This is a genomic window from Siculibacillus lacustris, from assembly GCF_004328075.1.
Taxonomy (GTDB): domain Bacteria; phylum Pseudomonadota; class Alphaproteobacteria; order Rhizobiales; family Ancalomicrobiaceae; genus Siculibacillus; species Siculibacillus lacustris.
On record NZ_SJFN01000007.1, the window covers coordinates 36,298 to 55,623 of the forward strand.

At 70.2% G+C, this 19,326-nt stretch carries 17 protein-coding genes and 1 pseudogene; 11 read left to right on the plus strand and 7 right to left on the minus strand.

Annotated features, from left to right (window positions below; all coding sequences use genetic code 11):
• Window positions 1–69 precede the first annotated feature (69 nt).
• The 5 genes from tcuC to EYW49_RS06285 all read left to right on the plus strand — a co-directional run bounded on the left by tcuC (window position 70) and on the right by EYW49_RS06285 (window position 4,840).
• Window positions 70–1,383 (plus strand): tricarballylate/proton symporter TcuC, encoded by a 1,314-nt coding sequence (gene tcuC, locus EYW49_RS06265; protein ID WP_131307322.1) that lies wholly within the window; start codon window positions 70–72, stop codon window positions 1,381–1,383.
• A gap of 103 nt (window positions 1,384–1,486) precedes the next feature.
• A complete protein-coding gene (locus EYW49_RS06270) occupies window positions 1,487–2,446 on the plus strand; it encodes a D-2-hydroxyacid dehydrogenase (protein WP_131307324.1) in 960 nt (319 codons plus the stop codon).
• A gap of 70 nt (window positions 2,447–2,516) precedes the next feature.
• Window positions 2,517–3,308 carry a 2-keto-4-pentenoate hydratase gene (locus EYW49_RS06275; protein ID WP_131307326.1) on the plus strand — a complete coding sequence of 264 codons (792 nt, stop codon included), beginning with the start codon at window positions 2,517–2,519 and terminating at the stop codon, window positions 3,306–3,308.
• 51 nt (window positions 3,309–3,359) lie between these two features.
• The gene (locus EYW49_RS06280; protein ID WP_131307328.1) at window positions 3,360–4,124 is read left to right on the plus strand and encodes an HpcH/HpaI aldolase family protein; all 765 of its coding nucleotides are present in this window, start codon (window positions 3,360–3,362) and stop codon (window positions 4,122–4,124) included.
• A 20-nt stretch (window positions 4,125–4,144) separates the two neighbouring features.
• Entirely contained in the window at window positions 4,145–4,840 is a 696-nt protein-coding gene (locus tag EYW49_RS06285; protein WP_131307330.1) for an RraA family protein, read from the plus strand.
• Between the two features lie 58 nt (window positions 4,841–4,898).
• Here EYW49_RS06285 and EYW49_RS06290 read toward each other — a convergent pair whose 3' ends face one another.
• From EYW49_RS06290 to EYW49_RS06300, 3 genes are read right to left on the minus strand one after another with little or no spacing between them, the layout of a single operon-like run.
• Entirely contained in the window at window positions 4,899–5,972 is a 1,074-nt protein-coding gene (locus tag EYW49_RS06290; RefSeq protein WP_131307332.1) for an ABC transporter ATP-binding protein, read from the minus strand.
• Entirely contained in the window at window positions 5,969–8,149 is a 2,181-nt protein-coding gene (locus EYW49_RS06295; protein ID WP_131307334.1) for an ABC transporter permease, read from the minus strand. The genes EYW49_RS06290 and EYW49_RS06295 overlap by 4 nt, the downstream gene beginning before the upstream one ends.
• Entirely contained in the window at window positions 8,149–9,207 is a 1,059-nt protein-coding gene (locus tag EYW49_RS06300) for an ABC transporter substrate-binding protein (protein WP_131307336.1), read from the minus strand. Before EYW49_RS06300 ends, EYW49_RS06295 begins: the two co-directional genes overlap by 1 nt.
• Before the next feature lie 459 nt (window positions 9,208–9,666).
• Between EYW49_RS06300 and EYW49_RS06305 the strand changes: the two genes are divergently transcribed.
• The 6 genes from EYW49_RS06305 (at window position 9,667) to EYW49_RS06330 (ending at window position 15,806) form a co-directional block, all read left to right on the plus strand.
• Window positions 9,667–11,070 (plus strand): pyridoxal-phosphate dependent enzyme, encoded by a 1,404-nt coding sequence (locus EYW49_RS06305; RefSeq protein ID WP_131307338.1) that lies wholly within the window; start codon window positions 9,667–9,669, stop codon window positions 11,068–11,070.
• Window positions 11,067–12,236 carry a trans-sulfuration enzyme family protein gene (locus tag EYW49_RS06310; RefSeq protein WP_131307340.1) on the plus strand — a complete coding sequence of 390 codons (1,170 nt, stop codon included), beginning with the start codon at window positions 11,067–11,069 and terminating at the stop codon, window positions 12,234–12,236. The genes EYW49_RS06305 and EYW49_RS06310 overlap by 4 nt, the downstream gene beginning before the upstream one ends.
• Before the next feature lie 304 nt (window positions 12,237–12,540).
• Window positions 12,541–13,581 (plus strand): ABC transporter substrate-binding protein, encoded by a 1,041-nt coding sequence (locus tag EYW49_RS06315; protein WP_131307342.1) that lies wholly within the window; start codon window positions 12,541–12,543, stop codon window positions 13,579–13,581.
• A 62-nt stretch (window positions 13,582–13,643) separates the two neighbouring features.
• Window positions 13,644–14,639, plus strand: coding sequence for an ABC transporter permease (locus EYW49_RS06320; protein WP_228259517.1), 996 nt, complete (start codon window positions 13,644–13,646; stop codon window positions 14,637–14,639).
• Window positions 14,636–15,454, plus strand: a complete 819-nt coding sequence (locus EYW49_RS06325; RefSeq protein ID WP_228259529.1) for an ABC transporter ATP-binding protein — start codon at window positions 14,636–14,638, stop codon at window positions 15,452–15,454. Before EYW49_RS06320 ends, EYW49_RS06325 begins: the two co-directional genes overlap by 4 nt.
• Window positions 15,441–15,806 (plus strand): hypothetical protein, encoded by a 366-nt coding sequence (locus tag EYW49_RS06330; RefSeq protein WP_131307348.1) that lies wholly within the window; start codon window positions 15,441–15,443, stop codon window positions 15,804–15,806. Before EYW49_RS06325 ends, EYW49_RS06330 begins: the two co-directional genes overlap by 14 nt.
• On the opposite strand, the gene EYW49_RS06335 is transcribed toward EYW49_RS06330, so the two are convergent.
• The 4 genes and pseudogenes from EYW49_RS06335 to EYW49_RS06350 all read right to left on the minus strand — a co-directional run bounded on the left by EYW49_RS06335 (window position 15,803) and on the right by EYW49_RS06350 (window position 19,323).
• Window positions 15,803–16,894 carry an iron-containing alcohol dehydrogenase gene (locus tag EYW49_RS06335; protein ID WP_131307350.1) on the minus strand — a complete coding sequence of 364 codons (1,092 nt, stop codon included), beginning with the start codon at window positions 16,892–16,894 and terminating at the stop codon, window positions 15,803–15,805. The genes EYW49_RS06330 and EYW49_RS06335 overlap by 4 nt on opposite strands.
• 264 nt (window positions 16,895–17,158) lie before the next feature.
• Window positions 17,159–17,953, minus strand: a pseudogene (locus tag EYW49_RS06340) (nucleotide-binding protein); the annotation flags it as partial.
• Window positions 17,954–17,983: 30 nt separating this feature from the next.
• Window positions 17,984–18,949 (minus strand): radical SAM protein, encoded by a 966-nt coding sequence (locus EYW49_RS06345; RefSeq protein ID WP_228259518.1) that lies wholly within the window; start codon window positions 18,947–18,949, stop codon window positions 17,984–17,986.
• Window positions 18,946–19,323, minus strand: coding sequence for a NifB/NifX family molybdenum-iron cluster-binding protein (locus tag EYW49_RS06350; RefSeq protein WP_165498151.1), 378 nt, complete (start codon window positions 19,321–19,323; stop codon window positions 18,946–18,948). The genes EYW49_RS06345 and EYW49_RS06350 overlap by 4 nt, the downstream gene beginning before the upstream one ends.
• Window positions 19,324–19,326: the final 3 nt, after the last annotated feature.

Here is a 19,326-nt window from a genome sequence, read left to right on the forward strand (position 1 = left end):
CCGCGACGGGGCGGGTCGGTCCCCATCGAGATCCAATCATGGTTCCAACCACTCCAGGGAGGAGTGCGCATGTCGAACGCAGCGGCCATCATCGAACAGCCGACGGGCCAGAAGAAATTCAGTATGAAACCGATCATCCAGGTCGGCGCCGGCAATGCCCTGGAGATCTACGACTTCATGATCTACGGGTACTACGCCCGCTACATCGCCCAGACCTATTTCCCCAGCGACAACGAACACGTGTCGCTGATGTTGTCGCTGATGACCTTCGCCTTCGGGTTCCTCGCCCGTCCGGTCGGCGCCATCGTGATCGGCTCCTATACCGATCGGCACGGCCGTCGCGCCGGCCTGATCCTGGCGCTCGCCATGATGTCGCTCGGCATCATCGCGGTGGCCTGCACCCCGTCCTATGCCTCGATCGGCATCGCCGCACCGTTGATCGTGCTGCTCGGCCGCCTGCTCCAGGGCTTCTCCGCCGGTGCCGAACTCGGCGGCGTGGTGGTCTATCTCGCCGAAATCGCCCAGCCCAACCGGCGTTCGTTCTACACCTGCTTCCAGGTCTGTAGTCAGCAGTTCGCGGTGATGGCCGCGTCGATCGCCGGCATCCTGCTGCTCTACTCCCTGTCGCCGAGCGAGATGTCGGCCTGGGGCTGGCGTCTGCCCTTGCTGTTCGGCTGCGCGGTGATCCCGGTGCTGTTCTGGCTCCGGGCGAGCCTCGCCGAGACCGAAGTCTTCGCCCGCAAGAAGAAGACCCCGTCGCTCGGCGAGATCTGCAGCAGCCTGGTCACCGGCTGGCGCGTCATCCTGCGCTGCATGGGCCTGTCGGCGATGGCGGTGGTCACCTCGCAGGCGATCACCACCTATGCCCCGACCTTCATCAAGTCGCTCAAGCTCGGCGACGTGGTCGGCTTCGTCACCCTGTTCTTCGTCGGGGTGACCATCCTGGGGTCGCTGCTGCTCGCCTCGCTGATCGCCGACCGGGTCAATCGGCGCTCGATGCTGATCGTCGTCACCACCACGGCGATGGTCACCGCCTATCCGCTGCTCTCCTGGCTGGCGGCCGATCCGACGATCGTCAAGTTCGTGGTGTTCGAACTGTGGTTCTCGGTGATGTACGCGAGCTACAGCGCCGCCCAGGTGCCGACCATGGTCGAGACCGTGCCGGCCCAGAGCCGCACCTCCGGCTATTCCTTCGCACAGGCGGTGGCCGCGGCGGTGCTCGGCGGCTTCACCCCGGCGATCGCCACCTGGCTCAATCACGCCTTCGACTCCAATGCGATGGTCGGTCTGTGGCTGGCGATCGCCGCCGGCATCTCGCTGATCTCGGCCCTCACCCTCGACGGGCGGGCGGTTCGCGAAGGTCAGGCGGCGCCGCTACACTGAGCCGGAATCGCCGCGCGGGAGGATCGGTCCTGCCGCGCGGTCCCTCCGTCCGACGCCGGCCCGAGGCCGGCCGGACGCCTTCAACCGAAGACGGTGGCGCGCCATGAAGATCGTCGTACTCGACGGATATACGCTGAACCCCGGGGATCTCTCCTGGGATCCGATCGCCGGCCAGGGCGACCTCACGGTCCACGACCGCACCGCCGCCGACGACGTGGTCGCGCGGATTGGCGTGGCGGAGATCGTGTTCACCAACAAGACGGTGCTGTCGCGGGCCGTGCTCGACGCCTGTCCGGCGATCCGCTTCATCGGCGTGCTGGCGACCGGCTACAACGTCGTCGACGTCGCGGCGGCGACCGAACGGGGCGTCGTCGTTTCCAACATCCCGACCTATGGCACCGCCGCGGTGGCGCAGTTCGCCACCGCCCTGATGCTCGAGTTGTGTCACCGGGTCGGCGCCCACGACGCCAGCGTCCACGACGGCGAGTGGTTCCGCCGGCCCGACTGGTGCTACTGGCTGAACCCGCTGGTCGAACTGGCGGGGAAGACCCTCGGCATCGTCGGTTTCGGCCGGATCGGTCAGGCCTTCGGCCGGATCGGGCAGGCGCTCGGCATGACGATTCTCGCCTTCGACGCCTACCAGGACGAGAGCCTCGAGAGCCCGACCCTGCGTTACGCCGGGCTCGACGAGCTCCTGTCGCAGTCCGACGTGATCAGCCTGCATTGCCCGCTCACCGAGACCAACCGCGGCATGATCGACGCGGCGGCGCTCGCCAAGATGAAGCCGACCGCGTTTCTCCTCAACACCTCGCGCGGGCCGCTGGTGGTCGAGCAGGATCTCGCCGATGCGCTGAACGCCGGTCGGCTCGCCGGCGCCGCCCTCGACGTGCTGTCGAGCGAACCGCCGGCGCGCGACAATCCGTTGCTGACCGCCCGCAACTGCATCGTCACGCCGCACATCGCCTGGGCCGCTCAGGCGGCGCGGCAGCGAATGATGACCATCGCCGAAGAGAACCTCGCCGCCTTCCTCGCCGGACGCCCGATCAACGTCGTCCGCCCTTGACCCCGACCGATCACCGCGAGGGGCCTCCCGGCCCGTCGCGGTGCGGCGCTTCCCCCCTTCGAGAGGCTCCATGAGCGAACTTTCTCCGATCGACGCCGCCGCCCTGCGGCTGCGCCGGGCCCAGGCCGCCGCGACCACCTGCGCACCCGTCCGCGACCTGATCGGCGCCGACGACATCGCCGCCGCCTATGCCGCGCAGGCCGCCAACCACCGCGCCTGGATCGCCGCCGGGCGCCGGCCGATCGGTGCCAAGGTGGCGCTGTCGGCCAAGGCGGTCCAGCAGCAGATGGGCGTCTCGGCGCCGACCCATGGCCGGCTGTTCGCCGACGGTTGTCTCGCCGAAGGCCAAGAGATCCCCTTCGCGCACCTGGTCCAGCCCAAGCTCGAGACCGAGATCGCGGTGGTGCTCGAACGCGCGCTCGATCGGACGAAGAACACCGTCGCCGACGTGCTGTCGGCGGTGGCCTATGCGGTGCCGGCCTTCGAGATCGTCGGTTGCCGGGTGCTGAATTGGGACGTCAAGGTCGCCGACTTCATCGCCGACAACTCCGCCGCCAGTCACATCGTGCTGGGCACGCGGCCGAAGAAGCTCGGCGACTTCGACGCGCTGCGCTGCCGGATGGAGACCCGCCTCGACGGCGCGGTGGTGTCGTCGGGCGTCGGCGCGGCGGTGGCCGGCAATCCGATCGCCGCCCTCGTCTGGCTCGCCGACGCGCTGGCGCTGGACGGGCGACCGCTGCAGGCCGGCGACGTGGTGATGACCGGCTCGCTCGGACCGATGGCGCTGGTCGCCCCCGGACAGCGCTACGAAGCCGAGATCGAAGGTCTCGGCCGCGTCGAGACGAGCTTCTCGACCATCTGAATCCCCAGGGTGCCGCCGTCACGCGCGGTATCCGCCCCCGGAGGAAGTCCCATGCCCGCACCCGTCAACCCCTTCAAGAAGGGGCTCCGCGAAGGCCGCCGTCAGATCGGCCTGTGGAGCCAGATCGGCAGCCCGACGGCGATCGAGATGATCGCCGGTTCCGGTTTCGACTTCATCGGCATCGACGCCGAGCACGGGCCGAGCGATCTGGTGACCGTCTACGCCCAGCTCCAGGCGATCGCCGCCGGCGGCCCGAGCCACCCGCTGGTGCGGTTGCCGAGCTGCGACCCGGTGCTGGTCAAGCAATATCTCGACATCGGCGTCCAGACCCTGGTGTTCCCGCAGGTCGAATCGGCGGAGCAGGCGGCGGCGATCGTCGCCTCGACCCGCTATCCGCCGAAGGGCGTGCGCGGCTATTGCGGCGCACCGCGGGCCTCGGGTTTCGGCCGGATCAAGGACTATCCGTTCACGGCCGAGGCGGAGATCTGCATCATCGTCCAGCCGGAATCGATGAAGGCGGTCGACTCGCTCGAAGCGGTGGCGGCGATCGACGGCATCGACGGCTTCTTCTTCGGCCCCGGCGACCTCTCGGCCGACATGGGGCTCCTGCACGGCGCGACCCGCCCGGAGGTCGTCGAGGTGTTGATCGCCGCCGCCCGGCGGATCAAGGCGACGGGCAAGAGCGCCGGGACCATCTGCGGCGACGAGGCGCTGACGCGTCGCTACATCGAAGCCGGCTTCGACATCGTCGCGGTCGGGTCCGACCAGGGCGTGCTGGTGCGCGGCGCCGACGACCTCGCGGCGAAGTTCCGCTGAACGACACTCGGAGAGACACCATGACCGACGTCGGCTTTCGCATCTTCACCCGCGTGCCGCGGCCCGCGCCCGATCTGATCGCGGCCTTCGCGGACCTCGCCGCGGCCGACGTCGGCGACGTGATGCGCACCTTCAACGTGATGGAGGCCGGGCTCGTCGCCATCGTCCCGGGGCGCTTCGTCGGGCCGGCCCTGACCGTCCGCGTCCGCGCCGGCGACAATCTGATGATCCACAAGGCCCTCGACCTCGCCCAGCCCGGCGACGTGGTGGTGATCGACGGACAGGGCGACCTCGACAACGCCCTGATCGGCGAGAATCTCGCGCTGTGGGCCCACCATCGCGGCGTCGCCGGACTGGTGATCGACGGCGGCGTCCGCGACATCGAGCAACTCCGGTCGATCGGGCTGCCGATCCGGGCCCGCGGGGTCACGCCGGCGGGCAGCTTCAAGACCGGCGGCGGCGAGGTCAACGTGCCGATCGCCTGCGCGCGCGTGGTGGTGATGCCGGGCGACGTGGTGATCGGCGACGCCGACGGGGTGGCGGTGGTGCCGCAGCGCGACATCGCCGGCGTGCTCGCCGGCGTCGCCGCCAAGCTGGCGACCGAATCCGCGGCGAAGACCGGCATCGCCGCCGGGAACTGGGTTCGCCCGACCACGACCGACGATGCGGTCCGGGGGATGGGCTGCGCGATCCACGACACCGGCTACGAATCCTAGCCGGCGGCCCACGTCGGACGAGGCGGGGAACGGCGCGACCGGCAGGCTCGGCGGGAACTCACCGTCCAGGAATGATCGCCACGCCGTCGGCGGCGACCGACACGGCGACGTCGCATCCCGGCTTCAGCGGTGCGGCGACGTCCGGCGAGACCACGAAGAGCTCGATCTCCGGGGTGATCCGCACGCGATATTCCATGTGGCTGCCGAGATAGGCGGCGGTGGCGAGGCGGCCGGGCAAGGTCCCCGGAGCGCCGGCGCCCGGCGCGAGGCCGACCGACTGCGGGCGGATCGCCAGTTCGGCGGCCCCGACCGTCGCCCCGTGATGGGGCAAGGTCAGGACCAGACCGGCGAGGTCGATCTCGGCGAGGGGGCCGTCGATCCGCCGCACCTCGATCGGCACGATGTTGGCGTCGCCGATGAAGTCGGCGACGAAGCGGCTCTCCGGCTGCTCGTAGAGGGCGCGCGGACTGCCGTCCTGGGCCACCGCGGCCATGTTCATCACCAGGATGCGATCGGAGATCGCCAGCGCCTCCTGCTGGTCGTGCGTCACATAGACCGCGGTCAACGACAGGCTCTGCTGCAATTCGCGGATCTCTTCGCGGACGTGGCGGCGCAATTTGGCGTCGAGGTTCGACAGCGGCTCGTCGAACAGCAGAACCTCGGGCTCGAGCACGATCGCCCGGGCCACCGCGACGCGCTGCTGCTGGCCGCCGGAGAGTTCGCTCGGCAGGCGACTCTCGTAGCCGGCGAGGCCGACCAGGGCGATCTTGTCGGTCGCCGCGGCGATCGCCTCGGCCTTCTTCATGCCGCCGGCGCGCAGGCCGTAGCAGACGTTCTCCAGCACCGTCATGTGGGGAAACAGCGCGTAGGACTGGAACACCATGCCGATGTTGCGCTCCGACGCCGCGGCGAGGGTGACGTCGCGGCCGCCGATCAGGATCCGGCCGTCGTCCGGCCGCTCGAGACCGGCGATCAGGCGCAGCATGGTGGTCTTGCCGCAGCCCGAGGGCCCGAGCAGGGTCACCAGGGTGCCGCGGTCGATCGCCAGATCGATCGTGCGCAGGGCGGTGACGTCGCCGTAGCGCTTGGTCACGCCGCGCAGTTCGACGGCCGGGGTCGTGACGTCGCTCATGGTTGCACCATCGTCGCGGGAGTGAGGGACGCCGTCCCACGGACGGGACGGGCACCGGGCCGATTGAGCCCGACGCCCAGGCGGATGATCAGCAGGATCAGCAACATCAGGACGATCAGCATCGCCGAATAGACGATCGCCACGCCGTAGTCGCCGACGTCGGCGCGGCCGACGATGTAGACGGTGGCGAGCTGATATTCGCCGGTGACCAGGAAGATCACCGCGCTGACCGCCGTCACGGCGCGCACGAAGCTGTAGACCAGCGCCGTGGTCACCGCCGGGCGCATCAGGGGCAGGAGCACCAGCACCAGGGTGCGCAGCGACCGCGCGCCGAGGGTCAGCGACGCCTCGTCGAGGGAGCGGTCGATCTGGGCGAGATTGGCGATGCCGGCGCGGATGCCGACCGGCATGTTGCGGAAGGCGAAGGCGATGGCGATGATCGTGCCGGTCCCGGTCAGGGCCAGCGGCGGCACGTTGAAGGCGAGAATGTAGCTGACGCCGATGACCGTGCCGGGAATGGCGAAGCTCATCATCGCCAGGAACTCGAAGGCCTGGCGGCCGGCGAAGCGCTGGCGGTCGAGCAGCCAGGCGACGACGATGCCGATCGCCGCGGTGAAGGGCATGGCGATCAGCGCCACCTCGAAGGTGGTCACCAGCGAATTCCACGCCGAGCCGCTGAGGAACCAGCCGCCGATGCCCTTCTCGATCGAGAAGGCGGTGATCAGGTGGCGCAGCGTCGGGGTGTTGTCGCGGCCGATCGATTCGACGAAGCCGCCGACCATGATCGTGCCGTAGACCGCGACGGTGAGCGCGAGATAGGGCAAGGCGAGGCCGTAGCACAGCGCCTTGAGCCCGCCGGGCAGCTCGGTCGCCCGTCCCGCCGCGCCCTTGCCGCCCATGGTGGCGTAGCCGCGCCGCCCGACCCAGGCGCGTTGGGCCTGAAAGGCGGTCAGGGTGAAGGTCAGGAGGACGATCGCCAGCACCGCGGCGCGGCCCTGATCGTGGGTGGTGCCGACCACCGCGAAGAAGATGTCGGTCGACAGCACCGTGAAGTTGCCGCCGATCATCAGCGGATTGGCGAAATCGGCCATGCTCTCGATGAAGGCGATCAGGAAGGCGTTGGCGAGGCCCGGCCGGATCAGCGGCCAGGTGATGGTGCGGAAGGTGCGCCAGCGCCCGGCGCGCAGGGTCTCGGCCGCCTCCTCGAGGCTCGGCGCGACGCCCTGGAGCACGCCGATCATCACCAGGAAGGAGATCGGCGTGAAGGCCAGGACTTGCGCCACGGTGATGCCGGTGACGCCGTAGATCCAGCGGGTACGCGGCACGTGGAAGAGATCGGCGACCCAGATCGTCACCGCGCCGGATCGGCCGAACAGCAGGATCAGCGCCAGACCGATGACGAAGGGCGGGGTGATGATCGGCAGCACCGAGAGGAGGCCGATCAGCGGCTTCATCGGCACCCGGGTGCGCAGCGCCAGCAGCGCGAAGGCCAGCCCGAGCAGGGTGGTGACCACCCCGACCACGGTCGCCACCACCACGGTGTTCCAGGCGGTGCCGCAGGCGCCGCCGCCGACGAGGCAATCGATGCCCCAGATCGGGCGTCCGAACAGCTTGGCGCCGAACAGCTCCGGCGCGAAGCCGCCGTCGTTGTCCTTGACCGCGGAGACGAAGATGCACAGCGCCGGATAGATCACGAACAGGGCGATCAGCGCGACGACCAGGAGGATCGCGCCGGTGACGAAGACGTCGCCGCGGCACACCCCCTGCCGGGCGAGGCCGTTGGCGATCAGCATCAGCATCGCGACGAGGAACACCAGGGCGCCCCAGCCGAGCGCCGGTTGGGTCGGTGCGGGATCCGCGAACCAGGGACCGAGTGCCGCGACGCCCCAGCCGTTGTGGACGATCGCGAAACCTTCGATCACCGTCCACAGGATCGCCGTGGCGGCGGCGGCGACGAGCAGGCGCGGACGCGCCCGCCCGAACACCGCGACGGTCGCCGGGATCAGGGCGAGGATCAGCGGGATCAGCCACCCCCGCGCACCTGCCGAGGCCTGGACCACCGCCGGCCACGCCGGCACGCCGCGCGGAATGCCGCCGAGGCCGTACCACGGCAGGGCGATCAGCGCGGCCCAGGCCACCACCAGCCAGATCTTGGCGGAGCGCGGAAACCCGTCCATCACCGCGGCGCGTTCTTCACCTGCTCGGCCCAGCGGGCGAGGATGCGGTTGCGCGTCGCCTTCGAGCCGTAGGTGGTGAAGTCGTAGGCGATCAGCTTGATCTTGGAGAGATCGGGCGATTCCGGCGGCACCGGGGTCTCGGGGTTGGACGGAATCTGGAAGCTGCCGGCGGCGGCGGCGAGTTTCTGCGCGGCCGGGGTCAGCGCCCATTCATAGAACTTCTTGGCCGCGTCGAGATGCGGCGCGCCCTTGATCAGGCTCATCGAGCCGATCTCGTAGCCGGTGCCTTCGCAGGGCGAGACCACCTGTGCCGGCTTGCCGGAGCGGGCGACGTTGATGATGTCGTGCTGGAAGGCGATGCCGATCAGCGTCTCGCCCTGGCCGATCGACAGGGCCGGCGCGGCGCCGGTCTTGGGGTATTCGTTGACGTTGGCGTGCAGCGCCTTGAGGTAGGTGAAGGCGTTCTCCTCGCCCATCAGCTGGATGATGGTGGCGAGCACGGTCCAGGCGGTGCCGGAGGCGTTGGGGTCGGCCATCTGCACCTCGCCCTTGAACTCGGGCTTGATCAGGTCGGCCCAGCAGGCCGGGGCGGTCAGCTTGCGCCGCGCCAGCTCGTCCTTGTTGTAGCCGAAGCCGAGCGCGCCCATGTAGATGCCGACGGTGCGGTCGTGGGCGATGGCCGCCTGTTTCTGGGCCCAGTCGTGCAGGGTCGCGCGCTTGGGCGAGACATAGGGCTCGGTCAGGCCGTCGTCGGCGGCCTGGAGATGGGGATCGCCGGTGCCGCCCCACCAGATGTCGCCGTGGGGATTCTCCTTCTCGGCGCGGATGCGGGCGTAGGTCTCGCCGGCCGACATGCGGATCATGTCGACCTTGACCCCGGTCTCCTTCTCGTAGGTCGTGGCCATCGAGCGGCACCAGGCCTCGTCGACGCCGCAGTACATCACCAGGCTGCCCTCGGCGCGCACGCCCGACGTTCCGCCGGCGAGCAGGGTCGTGCCCAGAAAGAGACCGATGGCGACGGTGCGGACCCGTGCCGCGGTGACGGTGAACCCAGACATGGCGTTTTCCCCAATCTCATCCGAAGGCCCGCGACGGGTGTCCCCCCGCGTCGAGCCCTTCGATTCGTGATTTGTGAGCCGTCTTGCTTTCGAGAGCAATGATGCGTCTCAAAATGACGGGAAGGCCGGTTCGATGCGGCGCCCGGCCGGCGGCGACGACGGCAACTTCCCCGGCGAAGAGCATCGCCGTTGCGCCGATCGGCGTCCCCGCGGAATCCGTTTTCCCGATCGACCGAACACCGCGACGGCGAGGCCTGCGCAAACCGGTCGGGCTCGGCTAAGATCCGAAAGAAGACAAGATCGATCGATATTGTCTGTTTCGGCGACGACCGGCCCGGGTCGGCGAGGACGGCGGGCCGGCGCCGCTCGTCCGTGTTCCGCGTCGGGCGCGGTGCGCCGCCGGTCGGCCGCGACGGCGCGCCCGCCGGGTCCCGCCGATGGCCAGAGGAGATCCCCACGATGCCCACCCGCGATGCCGGCGGCACCGCCGCCCGGTCGGTGCTCGACCTGATCGGCCACACGCCGCTGGTCGAAGTGACGCGGCTCGACACCGGCCCGTGCCGGCTGTTCCTCAAGCTCGAGAGCTGGAATCCGGGCGGATCGATCAAGGATCGCATCGCCCTGTCGATGATCGAGGCGGCGGAGGCCGACGGGCGATTGAAACCCGGCGGGGTCATCGTCGAGGCGACCGCCGGCAACACCGGCCTCGGCCTCGCCCAGGTCGGCCTGCCCAAGGGCTATCGGGTGATCCTGGTGGTGCCGGACAAGATGTCGCGCGAGAAGGTGCAGCATCTGAAGGCGCTCGGCGTCGACGTGCGGAACACCCGCTCCGACGTCGGCAAGGGCCATCCCGACTACTATCAGGACGTCGCCGCGCGAATCGCCGCCGAGATCCCCGGCGCCTTCTTCGTCGATCAGTTCGCCAACCCGGCCAATCCGCGCGCCCACGAGGCGACCACCGGTCCGGAGATCTTCGAGGCGCTCGGCGGCGACGTCGACGCGGTCGTCGTCGGGGTCGGTTCGGGCGGCACGCTGACCGGCCTCGGCCGCTATTTCCGGAGCGTCTCGCCGAAGACGAAGATGATCCTCGCCGACCCGGTCGGGTCGATCCTGGCGCCGCTGATCACCACCGGTGAGACCATCGAGCCGGGCTCGTGGACGGTCGAGGGGATCGGTGAGGACTTCGTGCCGCCGAATGCCGATCTGTCGCTGGTCGCGCAGGCCTTCTCGATCTCCGACCGCGAGAGCATGGCGGCGGCGCGCGAGTTGCTCGCCCGCGAGGGCATCCTCGCCGGCTCGTCGTCGGGCACGCTGCTCGCCGCGGCCCTGAAGTGGTGCCGGGCGCAGAGCGCGCCGAAGCGGGTGGTCAGTCTGGTCTGCGACACCGGCGCCAAATATCTCTCCAAGGTGTTCAACGACGTGTGGCTGACCGAGGAGGGGCTCGACCGGATCGGCGCGCGCGCCGGCGCGGTCAAGGTCGGCGATCTCGTGGTGCGCCGCCACGTCGACGGCGGCACCGTCACCGTCGGTGCCGACGACACGCTGCTCACCGCCTATCGCCGCATGCGCGCGGCCGACGTGTCGCAATTGCCGGTCGTCGACGGCGTGCGCCTGGTCGGGCTGCTCGACGAGAGCGACCTGCTCGCCGCTCTCGGCGCCGGCGGCGAACCGACCGGGCGCTTCGCCGGGCTGGTCGGTTCGGCGATGGCCCGGGACGTGCGCACCCTCGCCGCCTCGGCGCCGGTCGCCGATCTCCTGCCGTTGTTCGAGCGCGGCGACGTCGCGGTGGTCGTCGACGGCGACGCCTTCCTCGGGCTCGTCACCCGTGTCGACTTCATCAACCGTCTGAGGCTCGCATCGTGAACGCCACCCCCCGCAATCGGCTCGCCTTCTCCACCCGCACCGTCCACGGCGGCCAGAGCCACGACCCGACGACCGGCGCCGTGATGGTGCCGATCTACGCCACCTCGACCTATGCCCAGCTCAGCCCCGGGGTGCATCGCGGCTGGGAATACGGCCGCACCCACAATCCGACCCGACAGGCCTTCGAACGCGCCATCGCCGACCTGGAGAGCGGCACCGCCGGCTTCGCCTTCGCGTCCGGGTTGGCGGCGATCGCCACGCTGGTCGACGTCTTCGACGAGGGCTCGCACATCGTCGCCTCCGAGGACCTCTACGGTGGTTCGTTCCGCACCTTCGAGCGGGTCAAGAAGCGCACCAACGGGCTGTCGACGAGTTTCGTCGACTTCCGCGATCCCGCTGCGATCGAGGCGGCGATCCGGCCGGAAACCCGGCTGTTGTGGGTCGAGACGCCGACCAATCCGCTGCTGCGGCTCGCCGATCTCTCGGCCGTCGCCGAGATCGGGCGGCGGCGCGGCGTCGTCACCGTCGCCGACAACACCTTCGCCAGCCCCGCGCTGCAGCGGCCGCTCGAGCACGGCATCGACGTGGTGGTCCATTCGACGACCAAATATCTCAACGGCCATTCCGACATGATCGGCGGCTCGGTGGTGGTCGGCGACCGCCCGGATCTGGTCGAAAAACTCACCTTCCTGCAGAACGCGCTGGGCGCCGTCTCCGGCCCCTTCGACAGTTTCCTGGCGTTGCGCGGGCTCAAGACCCTGGCGCTCAGGATGGAGCGGCATTCGGCGAACGGCCTCGCCATCGCCCGCTTCCTCGAGGCGCGGCGCGACGTCCGGCGGGTGATCTACCCCGGTCTCGACAGCCATCCCCAGCACCGGCTGGCGCGCGAGCAGATGAAGGCCTTCGGCGGCATCGTCACGGTCGAACTCGATCGCGATTTCGCCGGAACCAGCCGCTTCCTCGGGCGGACGAAGCTCTTCACGCTGGCCGAGAGCCTCGGCGGGGTCGAGAGCCTGATCGAACATCCGGCGGTGATGACCCATGCGTCGATCCCGGCGGAGACGCGCGCCGCCCTCGGGATCGGCGACGGACTGGTGCGGCTGTCGGCAGGAATCGAAGACGGCGAAGATCTCGTCGCCGATCTCGCCCAGGCGCTCGACGGCTGAAGGTCACGATCGGGTGGACGCCTCGATCCACCGCCGCGGGCGACGACCCGCGGCGGTGAAGCCCGCGAGCGCAGGCCGCCCGACCGACCGGGGCTTCCGGCTTCGACCCGACCGCCGCCGACCGGCGTCGGCGGGTCCGCCGCCCGGGGTTTCGCGTCCGGACGCACGAAAGCCCGCTCATGCTGCCTCGCTCCGGCAAAACAAAATACTATTTCTATAGAATATGTTGATTCAATCCGAGCCCGGACTATCCTGAGTTCGAGCGGGCCGCGAGACGAGGCCCCAACGTGACGAGGGGGCATTCATGATCGACGTCCGCAACCCCATTCCCGCCGTCGGGCCGACCCGACGCCGGGTCCTGACCGGCGCCGCCGGCGCCCTCGGGCTCGCCGCCGGCGGCCTCGCCGTGGGCAAGGGCCTGTTCACGCCGGCGATCGCCGCGCCGGCGACCAAGATCCGCCTCGCCTGGACCGAAGTGGCGGCCTGCCATTCGCCGCTCGGCTTCGGCGTCGCCAAGGGCATCTACGCCAAGCACGGCGTCGACGTCGAACTGTTCTTCCAAGGGTCGAGCGGCCAGACCCTGATCCAGGCGTTGGCCACCGGTAAGGCCGACGCCGGCGCCGGTCTGGTCGGCGACTGGCTGAAGCCGCTGGAGCAGGGCTTCGACGTCAAGCTGTTCGTCGGCTCGCACGGCGGCTGCCTGCGGCTGCTCGCCTCGGAAGCCTCGAAGGTCAAGGACATCCGCGACCTCAAGGGCAAGACCGTCGCGGTCTACGGGCTCGGCACCTCGCCGCACATCCAGTTCCAGGTGGCGGTCGCCAAGGCCGGGCTCGACCCGCAGGCCGACGTGACCTGGAAGGTGGTGCCGTTCGAACTGGTCGGCGACGTCGTCGCCCGCGGCGAGGCCGATCTCGCCGCCCATCTCGACCCCTGGGCCTATTCGATCGAGAAGAAGCACGGCTTCAAGCTGATCGCCGACAGCCAGACCGGCATCTTCGAGAACCGCTCGTGCTGCGTGCTCGGGGCCAACGGCGCCTTCATCAAGGACAACCGCGATGCGCTGCGCCGGCTCGCCGAGGGCAACATCGAGGTCCACGAATATACCGCCGCCCATCCGGACGAGGTCGCCGCCTGGTACCTCGAGAACCTCAAGCCGGCCGGCCTCGACCTGAAGTCGCTGACCGAGGTGATCGGCCATCTCGTCACCCACAATCACCCGATCGGTCCCGACCTCGTCGAGCAGATCCGGCTCGGGGCGGAAGACCTGAAGCTGGTCAAGGTGCTCGAGCCGGGCACCGACCCGGCCAAGCTCGCCGCGCAGGTGACGCTCAACCTGCTCGCCTGAGACGGGATCCGGCGGCGCGGCATCCCGCCGTGCCGCCCGACATGGACAGAGGAGACTTCGGCGTGAGCGATCTGGCGCAATCCCTGGACGACGGCGCGGCCGGCGTCGCACGGTCCGGCCTCAGGATCTGGTGGCCGGGGCTGCACGCCGCCGCCGCCTGGTTCCTCGCCGCGGCGATCACGGTCGGCCTGCCCGACGTGATCCCCTGGGGCAGTGCCGGATTGTTCGCCGGACTGGTCACCGGCGGCGGGGTGGCGCTGCTGCTGCTTTCGGTGACGATCGACCGGCTCGGCGACCTCGGGCGGAAGATCGCCTATTGGGGACCGTGGTTCGTGGCGATCGGGGTGTGGTTCGCGGTGTGGGAGTTGACCACCGCCAAGACCGGCTGGTTGCCGAAGCCGTTCTTCTCGCCGCCGCAGGGCCTGCTCAACGTCTGGGTGGTCGATTTCGACCGCCTGCTGCTGTGCATCGGCTATTCGCTGCGGCTGTGGGGGCTCGGTTTCGGCTCCGGCATCGTCGCCGGTTTCGCCCTCGGCGTCGCGCTCGGCTGGTCGAAGCGCTTCTCCTACTGGGGCATGCCGATCCTCAAGCTGATCGGGCCGGTGCCGGCGACCGCCTGGATCCCCTGCACCTTCTTCTTCTTCCCGACCACCTTCCACGCCTCGATCTTCATCGTCGCGCTGTCGGCCGGCATTCCGGTGGCGATCCTGACCGCCTCGGGCGTCGCTTCGGTCGATCGCGCCTACTACGACGTCGCCCGGACGCTGGGCGCCAATCGGCGCTTCCTGATCTTCCGGGTGGCGATCCCGGCGTCGTTGCCGCACGTCTTCGTCGGCCTGTTCATGGGGCTCTACTATTCCTTCGCGGTGCTGGTGGTCGCCGAGATGCTCGGGGCGAAATATGGGCTCGGCTGGTACATCCAGTTCCAGACCGCCTATTCGGGCTATGCCAACGTCTATGCGACGCTGGTGATCATGGCCCTGCTGTGCGCCGGCATCGTCCACCTGCAGTTCCGGATCCGCGATCGGCTGCTCGCCTGGCAGAAGGGAATCGTCTGATGTCCGCGACCCTCGACACCGCACCGCACCCCGTCGCGGCGCCGGCGCGCCTGCGGCAGAACCTCGCCCTCGACGTGATCGGGGTGTCCCACGCCTATGATCTCGACGGGCGCAGCCTGCCGGTCCTCGACGCGATCGATCTCAGCCTGGCGCCCGGCGAATTCGTCGCCCTGCTCGGCCCGTCGGGCTGCGGCAAGTCGACCCTGCTGCGACTGGCGGCCGGGCTCGAACGGCCGACGGTCGGCGAGATCCGCGCCGACGCGGTGCCGATCGAGGGCCCGGACCCGACCCGGCTCCTGGTGTTCCAGGATCCGACGCTGTTTCCCTGGCGCACCGTGTGGAAGAACGTCGCCACCGGGCTCGAGGCACGCGGCCTGCTCGCCACCCACCGGGGGCGGATCGAAGAGGTGCTGCAACTGGTCAAGCTCGACGGCTTCGCCGCGGCCTATCCGCATCAGCTCTCGGGCGGCATGGCGCAGCGGGTGTCGATCGCCCGGGCGCTGGTCAACGATCCCCATCTGCTGCTGCTCGACGAGCCCTTCGGCAAGCTCGACAGCCTGACCCGGCTGGTGCTGCAACAGGAGCTCGCGGCGCTGTGGCGCGAGGTCGGGTTCACCGCGCTCCTCGTCACCCACGACGTCGAGGAGGCGCTGCTGCTCGCCGATCGGGTGATCGTGCTTTCGGAACGACCGGCCCGCATCCTCGGCGAATTCCGGATCGAAGAAGACCGCCCGCGCCGGCGCGACGATCCGGCCCTGGTCGCGCTGCGGCGAACGGTGCTCGAACGGCTCGGGATCCCCCATGTCCCGATCTGACGCCCCGACCGGCGCGGGCACGACGGCCCGCCGACCCGCGGGCGGGCGCGTGGTGCGCGTCGTCGCGGCGGGGCTGCTGGCGATCGGCCTGATCGGCGTGTCCCTGGCGATCGGCTGGTGGTGGATCGTCTACGGCCAATTGGTCGGCTCGACGTCGATGGCGCTCGCCGACGCGGTGCCCTGCCTCGTCTCGCGCTCGGATCTGTGCTCGCTCGCCCAGGCGCTGTGCCGCAACGACCATTTTCTCGGCATCACCCGTTATCCGGTCGCGGCCTTCTGGGCGGCGGCGACGCCCCTCGGCGCCGGGCTGGCGATCGTCGGATGGCGCTTCCCGATCGGGGCGGGCGGCTAGCTTTCGGTGGCCGGCGACCGCCGGCCGAGGCCATCGACGGCGCGGATCGCGGCGGCGATCCGGGCGGGGTCGGCGCGATCGACGAAGGGGCCGCGGGTGATCGACGCGGCGATGTGGGCGGCGATGCGATCGATCGTCGCGTCGTCGTCGATGCCGATCGCGGCCAGCGTCACCGGCAGATCGAGCCCGCGGAACATCTCGATGGAGGCGGCGATCTCGCTCTCGCGACGGCCTTCGAGAGCCCATTGGACGAGGTGGCCGAAGCCGACGATCTCGCCATGGAGGAAGCGCCGAGTCACCGGCTCGCGGGTCGCGGCGCCGTAGAAGGGGTGGGCGAAACCGCCCCACACGACTTCACCCTTGATGCTGCCGCACAGGCCGGCGAGCCCGACGATGGCGTCGAGGAGATCGGCGTGGGCGATCGGGTGGGCGGTGATGGTCCGACCGCCGTCGGTCTCGGCGAGCGCCTGGTCGATGGTGTCGAGGGTGAAGCGGGCGATCGCCGCCTGGAGGCGCAGCGCCAGCGGATCGCCGCGGCCGGCGAGATTGGGCAAGGTCTCCCACCACTTGACCACCGTGTCGGCGATGCCGGCGGCGAGGAAGCGTCGGGGGGCGGCGGCGAGGATCGCCGGATCGACCAGGACCCGCGCCGGGCCGTAGGGCAGCCAGCGGATCTCCTCCTGCACGCCCTCGGCGGAATAGACGATCGACAGCGCCGCCCAGGCCGCGCAGGTCGCCGGCACCGTCGGCACGGTGACGATCGGCCGGCCGGCCTTGACCCCCGCCGCCTTGGCCGCATCGAGCGCCTTGCCGCCGCCGACCCCGACCACCACGACGCCGTCGCGGGTGGCGATCTCGGCGGCGAGGTCGTCGATCACCGCCGCGGTCGGCTGGCCGCGGAACAGGCGGGTCTCCCAGGGCAGACCACGCGATTCCAGGCTCGCCGCGATCTGCGGCAGGGCGAGGCCGAGCGCCGTCTCGCCGCCGAGGACGAAGGCCCGACCGCCGAGGGCGGCGACGTGGGTGGCGATGGTGCCCAGCACGTCGGGCGAGCGGTCGTAGACCTCGGGGGCGAGAATGCGGATCATCGGACGGGGTGTCTCCAGAGGCGGATCGATCGGGCGCAACCTTCCGACAATGCCCCCGCCAGCCCGAGCGGTCGAGAGGCGGACCTGCGGCGATCTGACCTATTCGGCGGCACCGACCCGGGCGACGCGCCCGTCCGGCGCGCGGATCGCCGCCGCGTGGGCGGCCCCATTGCCGCGGACCGGCACGGTGATCGCCCCCTCGCCGCCGGCGGCCGCCCGCTCCATCGCCACCAACTGGTCGGCCCAGCCGGCGGACCATTGCCGGAGTTCCGCCGGTCCGAGCGGGGTCGGCACGCGGGAGACCTCGTGGGCGGCGATGCTGCGGGCGAGCTGGCGATAGACCTCGGCCTGCGCCGACTCGGGCACCGCCTCGATGGTGGTGCGGCCGGACAGTTCGGCCTGGGTGACGGTCAGCGAGCGCGGCACGTATTGGATGATCGGCGTGCCGGTCTTCGCCGCGAAATCGTCGATGATCTCGCGCTGGAAGTCGGTGTTGATCGAGTTGGCGATGATCCCGCCGAGCAGCGCGCCGCCGGCGCTCGAGAATTTCTCGATGCCCCGGAACAGGTTGTTGGCGGCGTAGATCGCCATGAAGTCGGCCGACGACACGGTGAAGACGTGTTCGGCGATGCCTTCGCGCACCGGCACGGCGAAGCCGCCGCAGACCACGTCGCCGAGCACGTCGTAGATGACGAAGTCGAGGTCGAGTTCCTCGAAGACGTTCTGCTGCTTCAGGAGCTCGACGGCGGTGATGATGCCGCGCCCGGCACAGCCGACGCCCGGCGCCGGACCGCCGGCCTCGACGCAATAGATGCCGTTCCAGCCTTCGAACACCGCCTCCCAGGCATCGACCCGGCGCTTCTCGGCGAGGAGATCGAGCACCGAGGGGATGTATTCGCCGCCGCGCAACGTCGTCGTCGAATCGGCCTTGGGATCGCAGCCGAACTGCATCACCCGGTAGCCGGCTTCCGACAGGGCGGCGGAGATGTTCGACGTGGTCGTCGACTTGCCGATGCCGCCCTTGCCGTAGATGGCGATCTGCTTGAGTTTCTTGGTCATCGGTCGGTCCTCGTGTCGGGGGGCGCGGCGTCAGCCGTGCGAAAAGGTCGGTTCGGCGACGCGTCCGTCGCCCCACAGTTCGGCGGAGACGTCGGAGACCCCGGGAATGCCGCAGGCGTCGGCCCGGCAGCGGGCGCAGTGCGAGAAGACGCGCAGATGCTCGGCGGCCGCCGCGCGGGCGCGGGCGCGGGCGACGATCCCGGGGGCCGGAAGGTGGGCGAGGTCGCCTTGCGGGATCAGCGGGATGACGTTGATCACCCGGGCCCCGGCAGCGGCGGTGACGCGCGCGACCTCGCCGACATGGGCCTCGTTGATCTCCGGAATCAGCACGGTGTTGATCTTGACGGTGAGGCCGCGGGCGGCAGCGGCGGCGATGCCGGCGAGCTGATTGGCGATCAGCCGTTCGGCCGCCGCCCGACCCGACAGGCCGCGGCCCTGCCAGCCGATCTTCGGGGCGATCCGCGCCTGGATCTCGGGATCGACGGCGTTGACGGTCACCGTCAGGGTGGCGACGCCCGCCGCGACGATCTCGTCGATCCGGTCGGGCAACCTCAGGCCGTTGGTCGACAGGCACAGGACGAGATCGGGAAAGCGCGCGTGGATCCGTCGGAAGGCGTCGAGGGCATGATCGCTGGCCAGCGGATCGCCCGGCCCGGCGATGCCGACCACCGCGAGGTTGGGCAACAGCGTCAGCGCCCGCGCGACGATGGTCTCCGCCTCGTCCGGGGCGATCAGCCGGCTCGCCACGCCCGGGCGATGTTCGACGTCGTTGAAGTCGCGGCGGCAGAAGGCGCAGGCGATGTTGCAGCGGGGCGAGACCGGCAGATGCAGCCGGGCGCTCGCCGCATGTCCGGCGGCGGTGATCGAGAAGCAGGGATGGCGGCCCTCCAGCTCGGGGAAGGCCGGCGTCGACGCCGCGGTGCGCATCGCGCTCGACGGGCAGAGGTTGGTGGCACCTTCGGGCACCGGATCGAAGGGCGGACGATGCTCGATCATGCCCGGACCTCCGCGGCGGCGCGCTCTTCGGCGAAGAAATCGGCGAGTTCGGCGAGCGTCGCGGCGACGCTCTCGTCGCTCTCGAAGGCGAGGACGCCGAGCTTGTTCAGCCGGGTCAGCGCACAGTCGCCGATCCGGGTGACCACCACCGCGCGGCAGTCGGCGACGAGCTCGACCGAGCGGTCCATCGCCGCCGCCGGATCGACCGCATGGCCGCAGGCCGCTTCGTTGGCGCGCGTCTCGACCAGACGCGGAGCCCCCTCGCCGAGGTGCCAGATCGCGAAGACCTCGGCCGAGCCGAAATGCTCGGTGACGGCGCGGCCGTCGCGGCTGCCGACGGCGACGGCGATCGGGGGGCGGGCGCGGATCGACATCGT

Excerpts from the sequence above, each read along its gene's own strand:
- EYW49_RS06345 (WP_228259518.1), bottom strand. The coding sequence starts at position 18,949 with ATGATCGAGCATCGTCCGCCCTTCGATCCGGTGCCCGAAGGTGCCACC.
- EYW49_RS06280 (WP_131307328.1), top strand. The coding sequence starts at position 3,360 with ATGCCCGCACCCGTCAACCCCTTCAAGAAGGGGCTCCGCGAAGGCCGC.
- tcuC (WP_131307322.1), top strand. The coding sequence starts at position 70 with ATGTCGAACGCAGCGGCCATCATCGAACAGCCGACGGGCCAGAAGAAA.
- EYW49_RS06270 (WP_131307324.1), top strand. The coding sequence starts at position 1,487 with ATGAAGATCGTCGTACTCGACGGATATACGCTGAACCCCGGGGATCTC.
- EYW49_RS06285 (WP_131307330.1), top strand. The coding sequence starts at position 4,145 with ATGACCGACGTCGGCTTTCGCATCTTCACCCGCGTGCCGCGGCCCGCG.
- EYW49_RS06290 (WP_131307332.1), bottom strand. The coding sequence starts at position 5,972 with ATGAGCGACGTCACGACCCCGGCCGTCGAACTGCGCGGCGTGACCAAG.
- EYW49_RS06295 (WP_131307334.1), bottom strand. The coding sequence starts at position 8,149 with ATGGACGGGTTTCCGCGCTCCGCCAAGATCTGGCTGGTGGTGGCCTGG.
- EYW49_RS06300 (WP_131307336.1), bottom strand. The coding sequence starts at position 9,207 with ATGTCTGGGTTCACCGTCACCGCGGCACGGGTCCGCACCGTCGCCATC.
- EYW49_RS06315 (WP_131307342.1), top strand. The coding sequence starts at position 12,541 with ATGATCGACGTCCGCAACCCCATTCCCGCCGTCGGGCCGACCCGACGC.
- EYW49_RS06305 (WP_131307338.1), top strand. The coding sequence starts at position 9,667 with ATGCCCACCCGCGATGCCGGCGGCACCGCCGCCCGGTCGGTGCTCGAC.
- EYW49_RS06335 (WP_131307350.1), bottom strand. The coding sequence starts at position 16,894 with ATGATCCGCATTCTCGCCCCCGAGGTCTACGACCGCTCGCCCGACGTG.
- EYW49_RS06330 (WP_131307348.1), top strand. The coding sequence starts at position 15,441 with ATGTCCCGATCTGACGCCCCGACCGGCGCGGGCACGACGGCCCGCCGA.
- EYW49_RS06275 (WP_131307326.1), top strand. The coding sequence starts at position 2,517 with ATGAGCGAACTTTCTCCGATCGACGCCGCCGCCCTGCGGCTGCGCCGG.
- EYW49_RS06350 (WP_165498151.1), bottom strand. The coding sequence starts at position 19,323 with ATGTCGATCCGCGCCCGCCCCCCGATCGCCGTCGCCGTCGGCAGCCGC.